Source organism: Franzmannia pantelleriensis, assembly GCF_900102875.1.
GTDB classification, from domain to species: Bacteria; Pseudomonadota; Gammaproteobacteria; order Pseudomonadales; family Halomonadaceae; genus Franzmannia; species Franzmannia pantelleriensis.
Window position 1 is genome coordinate 40,728 of sequence record NZ_FNGH01000015.1, and the last position, 18,325, is coordinate 59,052.

Genomic DNA, 18,325 nt, shown 5'->3' on the forward strand with positions numbered 1-18,325 from the left:
GCCTCATAGCTCGTGGCCGAGTACCACCTGGCAGATATCGGCAAACGAGCGCGCCCCGGGCAGCAGTGATAGGTCCAACCGCAGCGCGCGGCTGATGTCGGTAGCCGAGATCAGGCCGCGCAGCCGTGGTGGCTGCTCCCGGTCGCCTTGGGTGACAAGCAGGTACTGGTCGCCTGAGGCGCGCAGGGTTTCGATCAGTTGACCAACGCTCAAGCGTTCCAACTGGGCCAGCGGCATGGCGTGCAGCGACTCGCAGGGGGTCTGCACCATGCCTGCGGTCACCTCATTTCTGGCGATGTCATGCTGGTGCATGGCGATGGTGATACGACGTCCTCCGATAACCTCGCGTAGCGTCACGATGCCGCTCAGTCGGCCGGCAGCATCCATGACCAGCTGCTGCTGGACCTTGTGCTGCTCCATCGTGGCACGGGCCTCGTCGATGGGCGTGTCATAGGCAACGCCGGGTACCTCGACACGGGACAGATCGATCATCACATCGAGGGCTGGGCTGTCCCATGACAGTGGAGCAGGTGGTTCTGGACGTTCGATTACCGGGTGTTGTTGCAGATAGCTCAGGCCGCGTTGCGCGTGCAGTGATAGGGTCATGTCAAGCATCCTCGCTTGGTCGGTTGAAGGGGCGAGGGGCACCTCGCTAGTGTTAGCTTGGCGAGCATGGCTTAAGAAAGTCTTAAGTAGGCATGGCGAAACTCAAACAGTGGCTACGGGACGCTGATATGCGAATACTCCTGGTCGAGGATGACCCGTCGCTTGGTGAGGGCATACGCGTGGCGCTGCATCGGGAGGGGTATACCGTCGACTGGCTGCGCCAAGGCGGTGACGCACTGGCCGCGCTCGACAGCGATACCTTCTCCGCCTTGGTACTGGACCTCGGCTTGCCTGATATGGATGGCCTCGACGTGCTCGCGGCACTGCGCCGACGCCATGCCCTGCCAGTGATCGTGCTTACCGCGCGGGATGCCCTGGCCGATCGGCTGCGCGGTCTGGACGGTGGCGCCGACGACTACGTGCTCAAACCTTTCGACCTGCCCGAACTGCTGGCCAGGCTGCGCGTGGTGACACGCCGCGGGGAGGGGCGTCGCTCTCCGCAGCTGCAGCTCGGCGAGCTAGTGATCGATGAAGCGCGACATGACGTGGTATGGCAGGGCCAGGCAGTGAAGTTGGGGCGGCGCGAGTTTGCCCTACTGCTGGAGTTGGCGCGTCACCCCGGCCAGGTGATTCCTCGCTCACGGCTGGAGAGCCTGCTCTACGGCTGGGACGAGGATGTCGAGTCGAACGCCCTGGAAGTGCATATTCATCATCTGCGCAAGAAGCTCGACAAGTCGCTGATCGTAACCACACGCGGCATCGGCTATCGCCTCGAGGTGCCATCCTGATGAGGTCGATTCGCCGCTATCTGATCGTCACCCTGGCCCTGGTTCTCTCGCTTGCCACGCTGATCATCATCGCCGTCATCTATCAGGTCACTCACCACAAGGCCGAGGATGTGCTCGATGTGCAGCTGAGTCTGCAGGGGCGGATCGTCGCCTCGCTGCTGGCGCCGGGGACCCCCGAGCAGGAGTATGCGCGGATTGCCCGCCACCTCGACCAGCCGGGCCATCCGTCGCGCTGGTTCGGTGATGAGGGGGACGCAGCACAGACGCCGGCCGCCGCCCCCTCGCGCTATCATCAGGATGAACGCATGCTCACCCTGGGCTTCTGGGAGGCGGATGGCTCGCCCTGGTTGATGGGCGCCGAGTGGAACGACGCCGGCCCGTTTCCGGCACCGCAACGCCAGGGCTATCGCTGGGAAACCTATGACGGCGAGCGCTGGCGGGTCTTCAGTCTGATTCTCGACGATCAGCAGCGCTGGCTAAGCATCGGCCTGCGCGAGGGGTTCCATGACGATCTCTCCTGGCAGCTGGCGTTGGGCAACCTGCTGCCGCTGCTGATCGCGCTGCCGGCGCTACTGCTGCTGGTGGGCCTGGTGGTGCATTACGGCTTGCGGCCGCTGGCGAGCCTGTCGCGCCAGGTCGCCGGACGCGACGCTGGCCAGCTGGGGCGTCTCCAACTCGCCGTTCCACGAGAGCTACAGCCGCTGCGTGACGCCCTGAACGACTTCATGGCGAGACTCGAGGAGGCGCTGGCAAGGGAGCGGCGCTTCAGTGCCGATGCCGCCCATGAGTTGCGCACCCCTCTGGCGGCACTGCGGGTGCATCTGGATAACGCCGTAGCCGGCGAGCGGGACGCCCTGCCGCGGGCCCAAGGCGGTATCGAGCGGCTGCAACGCGTCGTAGAGCAGCTGCTGGCGCTGGTGCGCCTGGATCAGGAAAACGACACCAGCCCGGTGTCGGTCAACCTGCTGGCGCTCAGCCAGGAACTGGCTGCGGAGGCCTGGCCTCAGGCGCATGCCCGTGACCAGCAGCTGTTCATCGATACCGATGAAGCGGTCTGGGTCGAGGGCAACGCCACCGAGCTGGGCATGTTGATTCGCAACCTGCTCGATAATGCCCTGCGCTATACGCCGCCGGGGGGTTGGGTGAGCGTCTCGATGGGCTACGCCGACGGGCGGGCCTGGCTGAGGGTATGCGACAGCGGGCCGGGCATCGATGAGACGCTGCTCGCCTTGGTTACCGAGCGCTTTCGACGTGGCAGCAACCGCGAGGTCGAAGGCAGTGGCCTGGGGCTGTCGATTGCGCGACAGGTCGCACGCCGCCAGGGGGTGACGCTGCAGCTGAACAATCGCCCCGAGGGTGGGTTGGCAGCGTGGCTGCGTTGGTCTCAGCCTACCGCGTCGTAAAGAGCGCTCAGTTGCGGTGCCTCAAGGCCGTGGCGACGCGCGGCGTCGAGCAGCGGGCCGAGGATGGCGTCGCGCTCGGTAGGCCGCCCGGCGAGCACGTCTTGGAGCATCGAGGCGCGGTTGTTGGCGGTGCCCTCGATGACCCGCCACACCCGGGCTCGCCAGCCCTCCGCAGGCGGCGCAATGCCCTCGGCCTCCATGACCAGCACCAGTTCATCGATGAGCGCCTCGACCAGCGGTCGAAACGGCCGGTCGCGGAGCTGGCCGTTGCGGATCCGCCAGCGCGCCACCAGCGGATTGATGGCGGCGTTGACGGCCAGCTTGTGCCATAGCCGGGTATCGATATCGCCGACGGCCCGGCAGTGCAGGCCGGCGCGGCTCAGCAGCGCGGCCAGCCGCTCGGCGAGATCGGCATATGCGCCGTGGAGATGGCCGAGATAGGTCTCGCCGTGGCCGGCGTGCACCACGCCGTCCGCAGTGACATAGGCGCCTTCGCTGGTGGTGGCACACAGCACAGGCCCTGACCAGTCGCGGGTCAGTGTCCGTTGTACCCCGTAGCCGTTCTGCCACAGCACCAGCGCGGTATCGGGCGCCAGCTTCTGTGCGAGGCCATCCAGCGCCGCCTGTGCGTGATAGGCCTTGGTGGTGAGGTGCAGGGTGCCGCGGAAGGGTGCCGCGAGGCTGGCAGCCGTCTCACTGGTCAAACGTCGCTGCACGATGTGACCATCGGGGGCGGTGAGGGCCAGCCTGGTCGGCGGCGGACGACGCCCGAGCAGGGTGACCGGTGCCAGCTCGCTGAGCCGCACGGCGAGCAGACGGCCCAGCGCACCGGGCCCGACGATCAGCTGAGGCTGGGTCATGGCTTGCCCCCGGAGGGCTTGCCCGCCCGGCGCCGCTGAGTGGTGCGCTTCTTGCCTCGCGCGCTCTGCTTGCGAGCGGTGCCGCGTCGCGGTGGGGCGGCCTCGACGCCCTGGGCGCTGCCCAGGGCCTGGCGCATACGCCCGGCGTCGGCGGCACTCAGCAGGCTGCGCAGGTCGCCGAGTAGTGCGCCGAGAAACGCCTGTTCGTTGTCATCGGATTCGCTGATGCGACTCAGGCGCTGCTCCCACAGCGCGGTGCGCTCGGGGCGCGTGGCGGGATCGGGCAGCGAAGCGATCAGCGCATGGCCGGTGCGGGAGGCGTGCAGTGCGGCCTTGGCGCGCACCAGGTAGCCGCGATCGAGCAGCGTCTCGATGATGCCGGCACGGGTCGCTTCGGTGCCCAGGCCGTCCGATTCCCGCAGGGTGCGCTTGACGTCCGGGTCGTCGACATAGCGGGCGACGTTCATCATCGCCTTGATCAGGCTGGCGTCGTTGAAGGGCTCGGGGGGGCGCGTCTCGCGATCCTCGACCTCTGCAGCGCTGACCCGTGCCGGCTCGCCGCGCGTCAGCGGCGGCAGCGGCGGGGTCTCATCGCGGGTGGTGAACAGCGGCTTCCAGCCGGCCACCAGCAGTTCGCTACCGCTGGCCGTGAAGCGTTCGCCGAGGACCTCGAAACACGCCTTGATCTCGCGGGTTTCGAGGTGGGCGTGAAACTGCGCCAGCACGTTGCGCACCACCAGGCGGAAGACGTTGGCCTCCACCGCCGAGAGTCGCGCCATGTCGGGTATCTTGCCGGTAGGCGCCAGGGCGTGGTGGGCGCCAACCTTGGCATCGTCGAAGGCCCGGCCTCGGCGCGTGAAATCGGCGCCGCTGCACCATTCGGCGAGGGTCGCATCGGCCTGACATAGTCTCGGCAGCGCGTCGGCCAGAGGAGCGTGATGCGCGCGTGGCAGATAGCGGCAGTCCGAACGCGGGTAGGTGATCAGTGTATGCCGCTCGTAGAGCGCCTGGCAGGTATCCAGCACCTGCTTGGCCGAGTACTTGTAGCGCCGTGCGGCATCGACCTGCAGCGCCGACAGCGAGTAGGGCAGCGGTGGCGCCTGGCGCTTGTCGCGACTGTCGAGTTCGCTGAGCCGTCCCTCGGCGTCCGGCAGCCGGGCAGCCAGCTCGGCTGCCGGTGCGCGGGCCAGAAGCCGGCCCTGGTCATCGAGGGGATGCTGCTCGCCGGGCTGCCACCAGGCACGTACCTGGCCCTGAGCGACGCTGAAATCGGCCCATAGCACATGGAAAGGGCGCGGCGTAAAGTTGGCGATCTCGAGGTCGCGGCGCACCACCAACCCGAGCACCGGGGTCTGCACTCGGCCCACCGAGAGCACGCCGTCGTGGCCGGCTTGACGACCGGTCAGGGTCCAGGCACGGGTCAGATTGATGCCGTACAGCCAGTCGGCCCGGGCGCGGGTCTGCGCGGCACGATACAGCGCCTGGTAGCGGGCGTTATCCTCGAGTCGACCCAGCGCCCTGGCCACCGCCGGGCGATTGAGGTCGTTGATCAACAGCCGCTTGACGGGGCCTCGCCAGCGCAGATGCTCGATCACCTCCTGCACCAGCAGTTGGCCTTCGCGATCTGGGTCGCCGGCATGCACCACCTCGCTGGCCGCTTTTAGTAGCCGCCGGATTACCGCCAGCTGGCCGCGGGCCTTGGGGCGAGGCATCAACTGCCAGGGATCGGGCACGATCGGCAGGTGGTCGAGCCGCCACTGCTTGTAGCGCGGGTCGTAGGCGTCGGGCGGTGCCTGCTCGAGCAGATGGCCGAGGCACCAGGTCACGGTAGTGGTGCCTACCTCGATGGCGCCGTCGCTGCGGCGCGGCTGGCCGGGCAGGGCGTCGGCAATCGCCCTGGCCAGGCTGGGTTTTTCGGCGATGATCAGGCGCATGGCGTGACTCATGGTCGTAGGTAGTGGATATTCTTCCAGTATCGCGACGGTCTCGCCAGGTGTACCCTTGGTTTTGAATGTATAAGGTTTGTATCGATATGCGCGAGCGCGGACGAACACGACGACTACTCGGCCTGGGGGCACGCACCGGCGGCGCTATGCTCAAGAGTCGGCTGGGCGGTAGCAGCGACTGGCGGGCGCTGGGCGAGGCGCTGTTTGCCGGGCTCTCAGAGCTCAAGGGGCCGGCCATGAAGCTGGCCCAGATCATGTCGCAGTGGGACGACCTGCTGCCACCGGATCTGGCCGACGAGCTGGCGCGGCTGCAGCGCCAGGCCGAACCCATGCCCTGGGCGCAGATTCGTCGCACCCTGGTCGAGGAGTACGGCGATCTCGACAGCCACTTCCGCGAGGTCGAGGAGCGCCCCTTCGCCAGCGCCTCCATGGGCCAGGTGCACCGCGCCGTGACCCATGCCGGCGAGACCCTGGTACTCAAGGTGCAGTATCCGGGGTTGGCCGAGGTGCTGGAGAGCGATCTGGCGCAGGTGCGTCGCATGATGCGCCTGGGGCGCTGGTTCAAGGTGCCCCAGGCGCGCCTCGATGCGCTGTTCGAGGAGCTCGCTGACAGCCTGCGTGGCGAACTCGACTATCGCGCCGAGGCGGCGGCGCTGGCGCGCTATCGGCAGCGCTATGCCGAGCGTGAGGAGGTGGTGATTCCCGCGCCGGTGATGGACTTCTGCGGCCCGCGAGTGCTGGCCATGCAGTATGTGTCGGGCACGCCGCTGCGCGATCTGGAGCAGGCCGACATGGCGTGTCGTCAGCACATCGCCGAGGCGCTTGCCGACTGGCTGACCGAGGAGCTGTTTCGCTTCGGCGAACTGCATGCCGATCCCCACGCCGGCAACTTCGCCTGCGACGACCAGGGCCGACTGGTGATCTACGACCTGGGGGCGGTGATCGCGGTACCCGAGGAGCGGCTGGCGCAAATGCTTGAGTTGCTCGATGCCACCCTGGTGCACGACCCGCTGGCGATGGATGCTGCGCTGCTCAAGATGGGCGGACGCCAGGGCGAGGGCGCGCCGCTGGCGCTGTATCGAGAATCCGCCGAGGCGGTGGCGCCGCTGTTCGCGCCTGGCGAGCAGGACTTTGGCGATGTGCGCGTGCATCGTCGCCTGCGTGAACTGAGCCCACGGGTCTGGGCGGCGATGGATCGCCTGCAGCCGCCGGCGGATACCCTGCTGCTGTCGCGGGCACTCAACGGCCACTACTGGAATCTGGTGCGACTCGGTGCGCGGCTCGACATGCACGCGCGTAGCCAGCCGTTACTGGAGTGGGCGCGTCGGCGACGCGTCGAAGGGTGAGCCTGCGCTTGCCGGCGTGTTAGACTATCGCGATTTTTTTCGGCGGAGATGGCGATGCTGGCGGTATGGGTAGAACAGCTGCTGGGCTTTGCATCGGGAGCCCTCGGCGCGATTCGTGACAATGAGCACTATCCGTCGTTCATGGCCTGGGCCCGGGATGAGGGCCGTGCGCTGGTCGGTGACGACCTGGCGCTGGCCCAGGCGCTGGCGCCCGAGCTGTGGTCACAAACGCCACTCGCGCGCGCTGATTTCAACTGCGAGCCGCTGGCGCGTCCGGGGCGCAATGAGCCCTGCTGGTGCGATTCGGGGCGCAAGACCAAGCACTGCTGCGGCGCGGTGGAGATTCCTGGGCCGATTCCCAGCCACCTGATGTGGATGCTGTCGCTGCGCGAGTGGAAGGGGCCCGTCCTCAAGGCAGCCTTGGCCAGCGGCCATGCGCCGGCCCAGGCGCTGCTCGAGGCCGGCCTGATTGCTGCCGAGAGCGGGCAGCGTGGCCGCGCCCAGCAGATTCTCGAGGCGCTGTTCGAGGGCGCCGACTGGGCGCGGATGCCGGAGCAGGCCGAGCCGGCCTTCGAACTGCTGGTCGATCTCTATCAGGAGCGTGGTTTCTATCGCAAGCGTACCGCGCTGCTCGACGAGGTGCTCGACCGTGGGCCACTGTTCCTGCGCGGCGTGGCGCTGGAGCGGCTATGTCTGATGCACCTCGACAACGACGACCTGGCCAGCGCCCGCGAAGCCTTCGTGCGCGCTCAGCAGGCGCTGCCCGACTCGCCGACCCTGGCCTATATCGAAGCCATGCTGCTGCTCCACGAAGGCAACGTCGAAGAGGCCGGCGAGCGTGCACGGTTCTGGTTCCGGCGGCTGTCGCGGCAGGGTGATCTCGATCCCGAGCAGCTGCAGTTCCTCGCCGATCTGGCCGAGAACCCCGGCGCCACCCTGGCCGAGCAGATGGTCAACTCCGAGGAGGATCTGGCCGACCCGCTGGCAGCGCTTCAAGCGCTGCTCGAGGCGCTGCCTACGGCGCCGCTGCTGGACTTCGTCAGCGCCGAGGATGGCAGCCGCGAATATCATCGCAGTGCCCGCGAGGCCACGCTGTTTGCCGCCTGGCAGAAGCACTTTCAGGTGCTGGTCGACGAAGACGCAGCGCTGGGTTTCGAAGATGACCCCTGGCCCCATGCCAGCGACTGGCTCGCCGAGCTGTGTGCCCACCCCGAGTGGCTTGACTCACCGCAGGTGATGCAGGCGCTGACCCTGGCCCTGACCAGCCGTTTCGGCAGCCTCCCATGGATGGCGCCGAGCTTGTTCGAGCCGCTGGCGCAGCGCCTCGAGCGCTGGCTGACCCAGCTCGATGGCGTGGGCGATGGCCCCTTCGTGTGGGACGCTGCCGACAACGCCGTGCTGCTGCGTACCGGCCTGGCGCTGGTGGTGGGCATGGAGCGTGGTGCCCGCGAGCACTCCCGCGAGCTGGCCGAACGGCTGCTGACGCTCGATGCTCAGGACAGCCTCGGGCTGCGCGAGCTGGTGCTCGACCAACTACTGCGCGAAGGCAGCGACCAGCGTGCCCTGGAGGTCAGCTACCAACCCATGGAGACAGCCTTGCTGGGTGTCATGATGGGGCGGGCGCTGGCGCTGTATCGTCTCGAGCGCTTTGACGAAGCCCGGGAAGCGCTGCGCGAGGCACAGGCGATCAACGGCCATGTGCTCGAGATGCTTTGCAACGAGCAGGCCCGGGCGGTCAGTTTGCCGGCCTCGGGGCTGCCGGCGCCGGGCAGTCGCGCCGAGGCCTGGCAGTATCGCACCCTGATGCGCGACCAGTGGGCCAATACCCGCGGAGCACTGGTCTGGCTGTGCGATCCCGAGTCACCGCGCGACTAGGCTCGGGTCAGGCGGCGCGGGGCGTCGGCCTGGGTACCAGATCGCGGTCGCGACTGATCCAGATCGCCAGCAGGATCGCCGGCAGGCCCAGGGCAGTGGCGATCACGAAGAAGGTGGCATAGCCCTCAGCGGCCACTACCAAGCCGCCGAAGCCGCTCAGGAACTTGCCCGGCAGGGTCATCAGCGACGAGAACAGCGCGTACTGGGTGGCGGTATAGGCCTTCGAGGTCAGGCTCGAGAGAAAGGCGATAAAGACCGCACTGGCCAGGCCGTTGGCCAGGTTGTCGCCGATGATCGCCATCACCAGGAAGGGCAGGCTCTCGCCGGCCAGTGCCAGGGCGGCGAACAGCAGGTTGGTCAGGGTCGCCGCCGTGGCGCCAAGCACCAGAATCGGGCCGATGCCATAGCGCGCCACCAGCAGTCCGCCGAGAATCCCGCCGCTGATGCTCATGGCGATGCCGAACACGTTGGTGACGTTGGCGATCGTAGCCAGCGAAAACCCCAGGTCGATGTACAGCGGGTTGGCCATCGACGCCATGGCCAGGTCGCTGATGCGGAATACCGCGATGAACACCAGCAGCCATAGCGCCTTGAGGCGATGGCGAGTGAAGAAGTCGGTGAACGGGCAGACCACCGCGCCGATCAGCCAGGCACCCAAACGGCGCAGCGGTTTGGGCTTGCCGCGGCTGGCACGCAGGAAGGCGCGCACCCGGGGTTCATGAATGAGTTGAGTGTTGAGCGATAGCCGGGCCGGCTCGGGGCGTAGCAGCACCGTGATCACACCGACACCCACCAATGCGGCCATGGTCAGGTAGGCGATCTCCCAGGAGTAGGCCGAGGCGACGTAGAGTGCACCGGCGCCAGCGGCCAGCAGGCCGCCGCGATAGCCGATGATATAGGTCGAGGCCATGGCGGCCTGGACATCGTCCGGCGCCGATTCGATGCGGAAGGCATCGATGGCGATGTCCTGGGTGGCCGAACCGAAGGCCACCAGCAGCGCAAAGGCAGCCACGATCACCAGATTCTGTGTAGGGTCGAGGCTGGCCAGGCCGATCAGGCCAGTGGCGATCAGCGCCTGGGCCAGCAGCATCCAGCCGCGTCGCTGACCGAAGGTGCGCGTCAACAGTGGCAGGGCCAGACGGTCGACCACCGGGGCCCAGAAGAACTTGATCGAATAGAGAATACCGATCCACGAGAAGAAGCCGATGGCGGCCACTTCCACGCCATCGCTGCGCAGCCAGGCCGACAGCGTCGAAAACACCAGCAGGAACGGTAGCCCGGCGGAGAAACCCAGAAACAGCATGGTGATGACCGGGGCGCGCAGGAAGATGCCGAGGGCGGCGCGCCAGCTGCGCTGAGCGGTGGGCGTGGGCATGGGCAGTCTCTCCGATCCATGGGTCACGGTGCAGGGCGGAAGACGGCTGTTAGGAGTGGTAAACTCACGCTGTGGCAGCCGAACACTAGCGGCGATTGTTGCAGAGCCGCAGAGTTGACGCCAGCCACATTCGGCCGGTAATCCCAGGAGTCCCATGCACGAATCCAACGATGCCCCTAGCGATGTGTCCACTGACGCTATTCCGCGCTGGTACATTATTCAGTGCAAGGGCGGTGAATCGTTTCGCGCCGCCGAGCATCTCGACAATCAGGGCTATGAGGTCTTCCATCCGGTTCTCGAGGTGCAGAAGAAGCGCCGCGATAAGCTGGTCTGGGTGGCTGAGCCGCTGTTCCCCTACTACCTGTTCATTCGCCTCGATCGACTGGCCAGCAACTGGCGGCCAATTCGCTCCACACGCGGCGTACTCAAGCTGGTCAGCTTCGGTCACGAGCCGCTGGCAGTGGATGACGCCCTGGTGCAGCTGCTGCGCGATCAGGCAGCGCGTAGTGGTGATGATGCACCACAGGTCAACGTTTACTTCCGCGCCGGCGAGACCGTCGAGATCACCGAGGGCCCCTTCCGTGACCTCAAGGCGGTGTTCGAGTCCCACAAGGGCGAGGAGCGCGCCATCGTGCTGTTGACCATGTTGCACAAGCAGCAGCGCCTGGAGATGCCGGTTGGGCAACTGCGCCGCGATGGCTGAACGCCGACGCTTACTTTTCGCTTCACAGGAGACGCCATGACCACCATCGCCCCCCAGCGTGTGGTTCGCCTGCACTACGTGCTCAAGAATGCCAATGGCGAAGCGCTTGACGATTCCCGTGCCAGAGGCACGCCACTGGAGTATCTGCACGGCCACGGCAATATCGTCGCCGGCCTCGAGCGTGCCCTCGATGGCCAGGCCGTGGGCGCCGAGTTGAGTGTCACGCTGATGCCAGCCGAGGCCTACGGTGTGCGCCGCGAGGAGCTGGTCCAGGAGGTCTCGCGAGGGGCGTTTCCGGTCGACGATCTGGCCCCGGGGATGCGCTTCCAGACCCAGGGCGATGCCGGTCCGCAGGTCGTCACCGTGGTCGAGGTAGGCCCAGAGCGCGTGACCATCGATACCAACCATCCGCTGGCCGGCGAGCGTCTCAGCTACCAGCTCGAGGTGCTTAGCGTGCGCGAGGCCAGTCGCGCCGAGCTAGCCAAGGGCCATCCGCTGGACGAGGACGTCGACCACACCCAGGTCGAGGATCGCAAGCAGCCCTGACTCGCCGTTGAAACTGATCTGGATCAAGTCTGCTGCGCGCCCGGCCCTGGCGGCCGAGCAAACTTGATCCAGATCAGAACCGCTCCCTCTCTCGCTGGCTACAGTAAGGCCATCACATACGCCACGGGAGACACGCCATGTACTGGGATGACGCCGTAATCTTCGGACTGGTGACCGTCGGCTTGATGGTCGCTTTCATGGCCGGCTGGGTGGGCTTCGTGATTCATGATCACAAGCGTCACGGCAAGCACGGTAAATCGGATCAAGGCCGCGCGGACTAACCGCCGCGCGCTTCACCGCGTCGTCAGGGTAGGGGGCCTTGCCCCCTGTGGCCGGCCCCTTGGGCCGGCTTTTTTACGCCTCGACTCAGCCGTGGTCGACCAGCGACGGCGAACACTCGAGTCGTGCCACGAAGTCTGCGACCGGTTCGGGGCGGGCCAGATGGTAGCCCTGAATCAGATCGACGCCGTGGCGGCTTAGATAGTCTAGCTGGAACGGGGTTTCCACGCCTTCTGCCACCAGCTTGAGTCCCAGCGTCTTGGCCAAGGCGATGATAGAACGCGCCAGTGGGGCATCGTCGCAATGCTGCAGCACATCGATGAACACCTTGTCGAGCTTGACTTCGTCGACCCGGAAGTCATGCAGATAGCGCAGCGAGGAGTAGCCGGTACCGAAGTCATCAAGTGACAGTTCCACCCCCAGATCGCGAAGCGCCTTGAGCTGCAGGTTGATGCCAGGTGCCAGCAGCAGCGATTCCACTACCTCGAGGGTCAGCCGGCCCGGCGCAATGGCATGCCTGTGCATCAGCCGGGCGATGCGTGGTACGAAATCTTCGTCGCGTAGCTGCTGGACCGAGACGTTGACCGACAGGCTAAGCGGGGTATTGGCCAGTGGGCCTGCCAGCAGTTGCCCGGCCTGCTCCAGTACCCAGTTGCCGATCGGTCGAATCAGGCCGCTGCGCTCGGCCTCATGAATGAAGCCCCCGGGGACGAGCAGGCCACGCTCGGGGTGCTGCCAGCGCAGCAGCACCTCGGCCCCACTGAGGGTTCCGTGATGGTCGAACTGTGGCTGAAGGTAGACGCAGAACTGTTGGCTGCGGATGGCCTCGCGCAGCTCCCGCTCGAGCAGATTTTGCTGTTGCTGCCACTCACTCAGCTCACTGGCGTAGAAGGCCACGAAATGACGGGTATCATGGCGCGCCTCCTTGAGTGCCAGCTCGGCGCGCTGTAGCAGCTGTTCGACGCTGTCAGAGTGGTCCGGATAGCTGGCAATGCCCAGGGCGAACTGCAGTTGAAAGGCCTGGTTGGCCACCCACCAGGGGTGGGCATTGAGGGTCTCGAGCAGCTCGGCCAGCAGCTGGTGCACGACATCGCGACTGGTATCCGGTATGACCAGCACCAGACGGTTGGAGGGCAGGCGTGCCAGATCGATACCCGGTAGTGCCTCTGACATGTAGCGCTGCAGGTGCTGGGCGATCAGGCTCAACGCTTCGTCGCCACCGCGCTGGCCGAGGGTTTCGTTGATTTGACTGAGGCCACCGATGCGCAGCACGCCCAGATAAAAGCGACCGGTGTCGAGGTGGCGTTCCAATGGCGCGTCGAGACCGCGCAGGGTCGGCAGGCCGGTCACATCGTCGTTGTGCAGATAGCGGTGCAGATCCTGCTCCGCCGCTCGGCGGCGGAGGGATTCTGCGAACTGCGAGATCAATCCCGAGACCGCCAGTAGGCAGCTAACTTCCTCGGCTTGCCAACGACGCGGGGTCAGGGATTCGCAGCACAGGATACCGCGCAACTCACCGCCGACGAACACACCGGCATCGAGCATCGAGACCACCTCGTGCTTTAACAGGTAGTCATTGAGGCAGGCCAGGCGCGGGTCCTGCTGCGCCTCGCCGCTGGCCAGGCTGGGGGATTCTCGGAGTGCCCCAAGGTAGCCGTCGAGGTCCGCGATGGGCAGCTGCTCGCCGACCTGGGCTGCATCGAGGCTGGCCTGACAGGTCATGGTGTCATCGTCCAGCAGCCAGATGCTGACCCGTGGCACGTTCATCAGACGCGCGGTAGAGGCCAGGACACTGGTATAGAAATCACTATCTCGCGCCTCATGCTGAAGATCGCGTAACTCGTGCCAGGCTTGCTGTTGGGCGAGCAGGCGCTGGCGTGAATCATGTAGTGCTTGCTGCATGCGGCGGTGTTCATGGCGCTGGCGGTCGAGCTCCCGGATCAGCAGCCACGATACGCCAAGCAGCACGGTCACGCCGGCAGCTAGCCAAGCCAGAGCAGTGCTCGTACCGGCGTGACGCGATACCTGCCAACTGACGGCCAGGGTCAGGGTGGCACCGACGGCTAAGGCTCCTGACAGCAAGCCCATCAGGCGGCGCTGGGCCAGCGGGCGTCGAGAGCGGTGTTGATCGGAATGATCGGGCATGGTGCATCCTGAAGCGTCCCGGCAACTTCAGTGTAGCTAGCCGTCAAGAGGTGCGCTGAGAGATTTTGCCAATGTGCTGTCTATTGCAAGCGCATTATCTCGGCGTGTAATGGGGCAAGTCGTGCAAATAACCGATTGCGTGTCCGTAATGGGAGGCCTTCTTCGATCATGGCGGCATCGAGGTGTTCCACCAGGCGATTGAAGTGGCTGTCATCGAGGCCCATATGCTGATGCGCGCGATCCATGGGTGGGCCCTGGTAGTCGCATGGACCATCGCTAATGTCGCATAGCTGCTGCTCCAGTGACGCAACGAAGAGGTCGATATTGGTGTTGGCGAAGAAGCCGACGATATGTGAGTCATCGGCAACCCGGTACATCAAGTTCTCGACCACCGCCGAAATTCCAGGCTCGCCGCCCAACTCGGCAAAAAGGGCTTGAGACGACTGTCGCTGACTGCAGCCTGCGGCCATCAGCATGGCGCTCAAGAGGGCTGCTAGCATCATGACGCGAGAACGGTGACGCACGATATTTCTCCTCAGTAGGCGAACTGAAGTGACACATATCCGCCGCGCTGATCGGCGAGACCGGCGATGGAGCCGAGCTCCAGCCAGGCCGCGGTGAGCGATACTTGCTTGCTGAAAAAGTAGGCGCTATAGAGACTCTGCCAGTCGTCCTCTTCGGCAAAGGATAGGTTATCGGGTTTTTGTCGGTACTCTGCCCCGATGATCCAGTTCGGTGTAATGAAGACCCCCAGTGAGCCCTCGACGAGCAGCGAGGCCGAATCCTTCGCATCACCACCGTAGCCGAGCAGCCCACCCTGATTGGCGGCCGAGTGTCTCAGGGTGAGGTTGGTCACCAGGTTGCGGCCGGCGATGGCGGAAAACCACAGCTTGCTGCCGCTTAGATAGAGATCGGTGCCGCGGGTGTCCGTGGCTCCCACCGCGCGGGGGAGGGCTCCATCCTCCAACCACTTGTGCTGGACGCCAAGACTCCAGATGCCCCAGGGGTGGTACAGCAGATCCCCAAAGAGTCGCAGTTTGCCGCCAACGATAGTCTGCTCGAGTTCGCCCCCGAGGGTGGTTAAATCCAGCCGCTGCCGCGCCAGTGACAACTCGAGATGGTCATGTAGGTTTAGTCCGACGCCGCCGACGCTGAGGCGATAGTCGTTCAACCAGGCGCGGGTCCCCATGGCGGTCAGGCCCACCTCGCCACTACTGGCCGTGCCGGCAAGCACCGCCCAGGGCGAGAGCCCACCGCCTGCGGCGCCTTCGATCTGAGTGACGCCTCCGGTGGCGAGCAAGCGGCTGCCGGCCGAAACGTTGAGAGAGAGTGCGGCGAGTAGAGCGGCGCACACGAAACGCCATAGAATATGTCGTAGCGAGCGGATGACGCGCATCAAAGTCTCCAGTCTATGCCAGGGGGAGGATGTCGCGGGGACGATAGTGCGCGAGCCAGGTGGCGACCTCATGACCCGGGAGCGGTTTAGCAATCAAATAGCCCTGCAGCTCGTCACAGCCGAACTCACACAGCATGGCGGCGATGGCAGCGGTTTCTACCCCCTCGGCGATAACCCGCAGCCCCAGGCGATGTCCCAGCTCGATGGTGGAGCGCACGATGACAACGTCGTCCGGCTGGGTATCCAGCGACATAACGAACGACTTGTCGATCTTCAAGGCGGCCACCGGCAGCTGCTTGAGCTGGGCCAGCGACGAGTAGCCGGTGCCGAAATCATCGATTGCCACCGTCAACCCCGCTTGTCTGAGCTCGTTCAGGCAACGGTTGGCCAGTGCAGGGTCCTGCATTACGGCGCTCTCTGTTACCTCGAGACTCAGCTGCTCGACGTCGAGGCCATAATGGTCCAGCACGCTGAGCAGATGCTGCCCCAGCTGAGGATCGATAACGTCTTCGGCCGAGAGATTGATCGCGACCGAATGGGGCTGCCCGGCGCGACGCCATTCGGCAAGCTGGTGGCAGACGCTATCGATCATCCAGCGAGTGAGCAGGCGGATGTTGCCCGAGCGCTCGGCGAGGGTAATGAACTCATCCGGCGGGATGAATCCCAGGCTGGGATGCTGCCAGCGCATCAGCGCCTCGAACTGACATACCCGCCCGGTGCTGGCGTCGATCTTGGGCTGATAGGCCATCCACAGCTGGGACTCTCTGGCCGCTTCCTGCAGGTCTCGAATCAGTGTCAGCTGGCGGAAGTGCTGCTCGTCCTGTCCCGGCTGGTAGCACTGCCAGGGGCTGCGCTGGCGACGCGCCGTCTCGAGGGCGATGTCGGCACGCCGCAGCAGCAGATGAGCGTCTTCACCGTGTGCAGGGCTATGCGCCTCGCCGGCCGAAAGCGACGGGCGAAATGGCGAAGCGTCCAGTTCAATGGGATCGCTCAGGTCGTTCAGTAGCCTGTCCTCCCAACCATCGGGCAGGGCCACATTGTGTACCAATAGCAAGAATTCGTTATCGCTGAGACGAAACGCTTGGAAGTCAGAAGATGGCAGGTTTGCCAGCCGTTGCGCCAAGGTGACCAACGCTCTATCCCCGAGGGCATAGCCAAAGGTGTCGTTGATATCGCGAAACCGGTCGATGGCGAGACGCAACAGTGAGAAGGGTTGCCCTTGCCCGATCAGTGCCGTGATGCACTCCTGTGCGCTGCTGCGATTGGGCAAGTCGGTCAAGGGGTCGTGGCGGGAACGGTGTAGCAGCGTGCGTTCGCGCTCGTCAATATCGGCCTGCATCGACAGTAAAGTGCCGGCCAGCAAGCCTATCTCGCCGCGAGGTGATACACCAATTGTCTCGAGGCGTTGGCCAAGGCCTATGCGTCGCGCAGCATCGGTCAGTCGGGTCAGTGGCAGGCTCATGCTGCGGGCGCTCCAGGCCGCTGCAGCGGTAGTCAGCAGCAGGATCAATCCGACAATGGCCAGCAGTTGCCACTGCAGGTTGCGGTAGGCGGCCAAGAGACTCGCCCGCGATACTTGAACCAGGGCGAGCGTCTGCTGTGGGCCGGCCTCATTGAGAGCCAGTTCACGGGTCAGGTAGTCAGGATCGTTGGTGATGGCGTTGGTGTCTGGCACCTCTACTTGGTTGGCCAAGCCGCGGCGCGAGCTGACGAGATAGGAGGGGGTATCTCCACTTGGCTGGGTGATGACGCTGATATCCAGGCGTGTCAGGGTGTGAATCTCCTCGATCAGCGGCTCATCGATCAAGAACCCCATGCCCACCCAGCCAATCAGGTTCGGTGCTCGTACTGGAAGCAGCACGAATTCATAGGGCTGCCCGGCTTCGACGATCACATCGACGCCTGCTCCCTCCAGCCGCGCCTGCTCCAGCAAATCGGTAAAAGGTAATGCGTTTCCGGCCGGGTGATGGCTGCTAGCCAGCAAGTTGTCTGAGAGGTCGCTGAGCAGCACCATGTCGGCGCCAGCACGATCACCGTGGTTAGCCAATACGGTGCGTAGCGTATCGGTATCCTGAGTGGCAACGGCGCTCTTGAAACCGAAATCATCGGCCAGGATTGCCACGTTGCTACGCAGCTGCTGGCCGCGCTCATCGAGGATTTGCTGGAGTACGTTAACACCAACGTCCAGGTCATGTTCACCCTTGGCGAGCGCATCCTGATACACCACCCGCAGGAAGGCGCCGCCGGTGACGGTGAGAGAAAACACCACCACGGCCAACATCACACTGAGCAGGCGGCTACGAAAACTCACCTCGGTGCCTGCTTGTCGTCACTGCGTGGCATCACGGAATCGCTGTTGCAGGGCCGAAGGCTCAGAGGGGGGCGGCGGTGAGGCCGTCAAGGTCAGTAGGATCTCTTGCTGGCTCTGATCTGAAAGAGAGAATTCCTGCCACTGCTGGTGGCTGTCGTCTAGGCGCGGGTGCCAGACCCTCAGGCGATGCGCACCAGCGGGCAGATCGGGAAGCCGCCAGCTGCCTTCTTCCTGCGTAACCCCGACGTGCGCGGCATCGCTGACCACGATGAAGGCCTGCATATGATCATGAATGTTACACCCGAGAACCACGACCCCGGCCTGATCAAAGGTGACTGGCGGCGGCGTATCGCGCAGGAAAAGATTGAGATCGAATACCTTGGCTGGTGAAAAAGAGTAGACGTGATGGCGTGTATTGTCCTGGTTGGGAAAGCGAATGCGGCTGTTCACCGGCACGGCGGTGACATGCGGATGGAACGCGGCGTCGCGCTGGATGATGTCATCGTCGACGCCAGGTCGACCTGCCTCGCCGCTAACGTGGACTTCGATCACCGCATCGGAAAGCGCATCGCCGCTCTCGGCGTCCCTGATGATGAGAAGCGTGGCTGCGGCCGGGCTGGCAAGCAGAAGTGTCGTCAGCATCACGACCAATCGCTGGGTAAGGAGAGCAGAGCGCATGGGAGTCTGATCAGCTTATTAGAGGAGAAGCGCTAATGGTGGTGTATTAGGTGGGGTAGTGTCATCAG

Annotated in this window: 16 protein-coding genes; 7 read left to right on the forward strand and 9 right to left on the reverse strand. The window is 65.0% G+C overall.

All coding sequences use genetic code 11. From position 1 onward, the window contains the following. Positions 1-3: 3 nt before the first annotated feature. A complete protein-coding gene (locus tag BLT16_RS17355) occupies positions 4-606 on the reverse strand; it encodes a CBS domain-containing protein (protein WP_176817266.1) in 603 nt (200 codons plus the stop codon). 128 nt (positions 607-734) lie between these two features. Between BLT16_RS17355 and BLT16_RS17360 the strand changes: the two genes are divergently transcribed. Continuing rightward, positions 735-1,394 carry a response regulator gene (locus tag BLT16_RS17360; protein WP_089659841.1) on the forward strand — a complete coding sequence of 220 codons (660 nt, stop codon included), beginning with the start codon at positions 735-737 and terminating at the stop codon, positions 1,392-1,394. Continuing rightward, on the forward strand, positions 1,394-2,797 hold the full coding sequence (locus BLT16_RS17365) for an ATP-binding protein (RefSeq protein WP_089659842.1): 1,404 nt from the start codon (positions 1,394-1,396) through the stop codon (positions 2,795-2,797). The genes BLT16_RS17360 and BLT16_RS17365 overlap by 1 nt, the downstream gene beginning before the upstream one ends. On the opposite strand, the gene BLT16_RS17370 is transcribed toward BLT16_RS17365, so the two are convergent. Beyond that, positions 2,779-3,657 carry a ketopantoate reductase family protein gene (locus tag BLT16_RS17370; protein WP_089659844.1) on the reverse strand — a complete coding sequence of 293 codons (879 nt, stop codon included), beginning with the start codon at positions 3,655-3,657 and terminating at the stop codon, positions 2,779-2,781. The genes BLT16_RS17365 and BLT16_RS17370 overlap by 19 nt on opposite strands. Further along, positions 3,654-5,591, reverse strand: a complete 1,938-nt coding sequence (locus tag BLT16_RS17375; RefSeq protein WP_089659846.1) for a DNA topoisomerase III — start codon at positions 5,589-5,591, stop codon at positions 3,654-3,656. Before BLT16_RS17375 ends, BLT16_RS17370 begins: the two co-directional genes overlap by 4 nt. Before the next feature lie 98 nt (positions 5,592-5,689). On the opposite strand from BLT16_RS17375, the gene BLT16_RS17380 reads away from it, so the two are divergent. Together BLT16_RS17380 and BLT16_RS17385 are read left to right on the forward strand one after the other, a co-directional pair. Then, complete coding sequence (locus BLT16_RS17380; protein ID WP_089659848.1) at positions 5,690-6,949, forward strand: ABC1 kinase family protein; 1,260 nt, start codon at positions 5,690-5,692, stop codon at positions 6,947-6,949. Positions 6,950-7,003: 54 nt separating this feature from the next. Further along, positions 7,004-8,824 (forward strand): SEC-C domain-containing protein, encoded by a 1,821-nt coding sequence (locus BLT16_RS17385; protein WP_089659850.1) that lies wholly within the window; start codon positions 7,004-7,006, stop codon positions 8,822-8,824. A gap of 7 nt (positions 8,825-8,831) precedes the next feature. Here BLT16_RS17385 and BLT16_RS17390 read toward each other — a convergent pair whose 3' ends face one another. Continuing rightward, the gene (locus BLT16_RS17390) at positions 8,832-10,199 is read right to left on the reverse strand and encodes an AmpG family muropeptide MFS transporter (RefSeq protein ID WP_089659853.1); all 1,368 of its coding nucleotides are present in this window, start codon (positions 10,197-10,199) and stop codon (positions 8,832-8,834) included. Between the two features lie 154 nt (positions 10,200-10,353). On the opposite strand from BLT16_RS17390, the gene rfaH reads away from it, so the two are divergent. From rfaH to ccoM, 3 genes are all read left to right on the forward strand, one after another. After that, complete coding sequence (gene rfaH / locus BLT16_RS17395) at positions 10,354-10,902, forward strand: transcription/translation regulatory transformer protein RfaH (protein WP_089659855.1); 549 nt, start codon at positions 10,354-10,356, stop codon at positions 10,900-10,902. Positions 10,903-10,938: 36 nt separating this feature from the next. Further along, positions 10,939-11,448 (forward strand): FKBP-type peptidyl-prolyl cis-trans isomerase, encoded by a 510-nt coding sequence (locus tag BLT16_RS17400; protein WP_089659858.1) that lies wholly within the window; start codon positions 10,939-10,941, stop codon positions 11,446-11,448. Between the two features lie 137 nt (positions 11,449-11,585). Then, positions 11,586-11,729 carry a cytochrome c oxidase subunit CcoM gene (ccoM, locus tag BLT16_RS20865; protein WP_176817267.1) on the forward strand — a complete coding sequence of 48 codons (144 nt, stop codon included), beginning with the start codon at positions 11,586-11,588 and terminating at the stop codon, positions 11,727-11,729. Between the two features lie 85 nt (positions 11,730-11,814). Here ccoM and BLT16_RS17405 read toward each other — a convergent pair whose 3' ends face one another. The 5 genes from BLT16_RS17405 to BLT16_RS17425 form a co-directional block, all read right to left on the reverse strand. Continuing rightward, a complete protein-coding gene (locus BLT16_RS17405; protein WP_089659859.1) occupies positions 11,815-13,872 on the reverse strand; it encodes a putative bifunctional diguanylate cyclase/phosphodiesterase in 2,058 nt (685 codons plus the stop codon). Positions 13,873-13,952: 80 nt separating this feature from the next. Then, on the reverse strand, positions 13,953-14,396 hold the full coding sequence (locus tag BLT16_RS17410; RefSeq protein ID WP_245701744.1) for a group I truncated hemoglobin: 444 nt from the start codon (positions 14,394-14,396) through the stop codon (positions 13,953-13,955). An 11-nt stretch (positions 14,397-14,407) separates the two neighbouring features. Beyond that, complete coding sequence (locus BLT16_RS17415) at positions 14,408-15,268, reverse strand: DUF3034 family protein (RefSeq protein ID WP_089659863.1); 861 nt, start codon at positions 15,266-15,268, stop codon at positions 14,408-14,410. A gap of 13 nt (positions 15,269-15,281) precedes the next feature. Beyond that, complete coding sequence (locus BLT16_RS17420; protein WP_089659865.1) at positions 15,282-17,579, reverse strand: bifunctional diguanylate cyclase/phosphodiesterase; 2,298 nt, start codon at positions 17,577-17,579, stop codon at positions 15,282-15,284. 18 nt (positions 17,580-17,597) lie between these two features. Next, positions 17,598-18,257, reverse strand: a complete 660-nt coding sequence (locus BLT16_RS17425) for a carboxypeptidase regulatory-like domain-containing protein (protein ID WP_176817268.1) — start codon at positions 18,255-18,257, stop codon at positions 17,598-17,600. Positions 18,258-18,325: the final 68 nt, after the last annotated feature.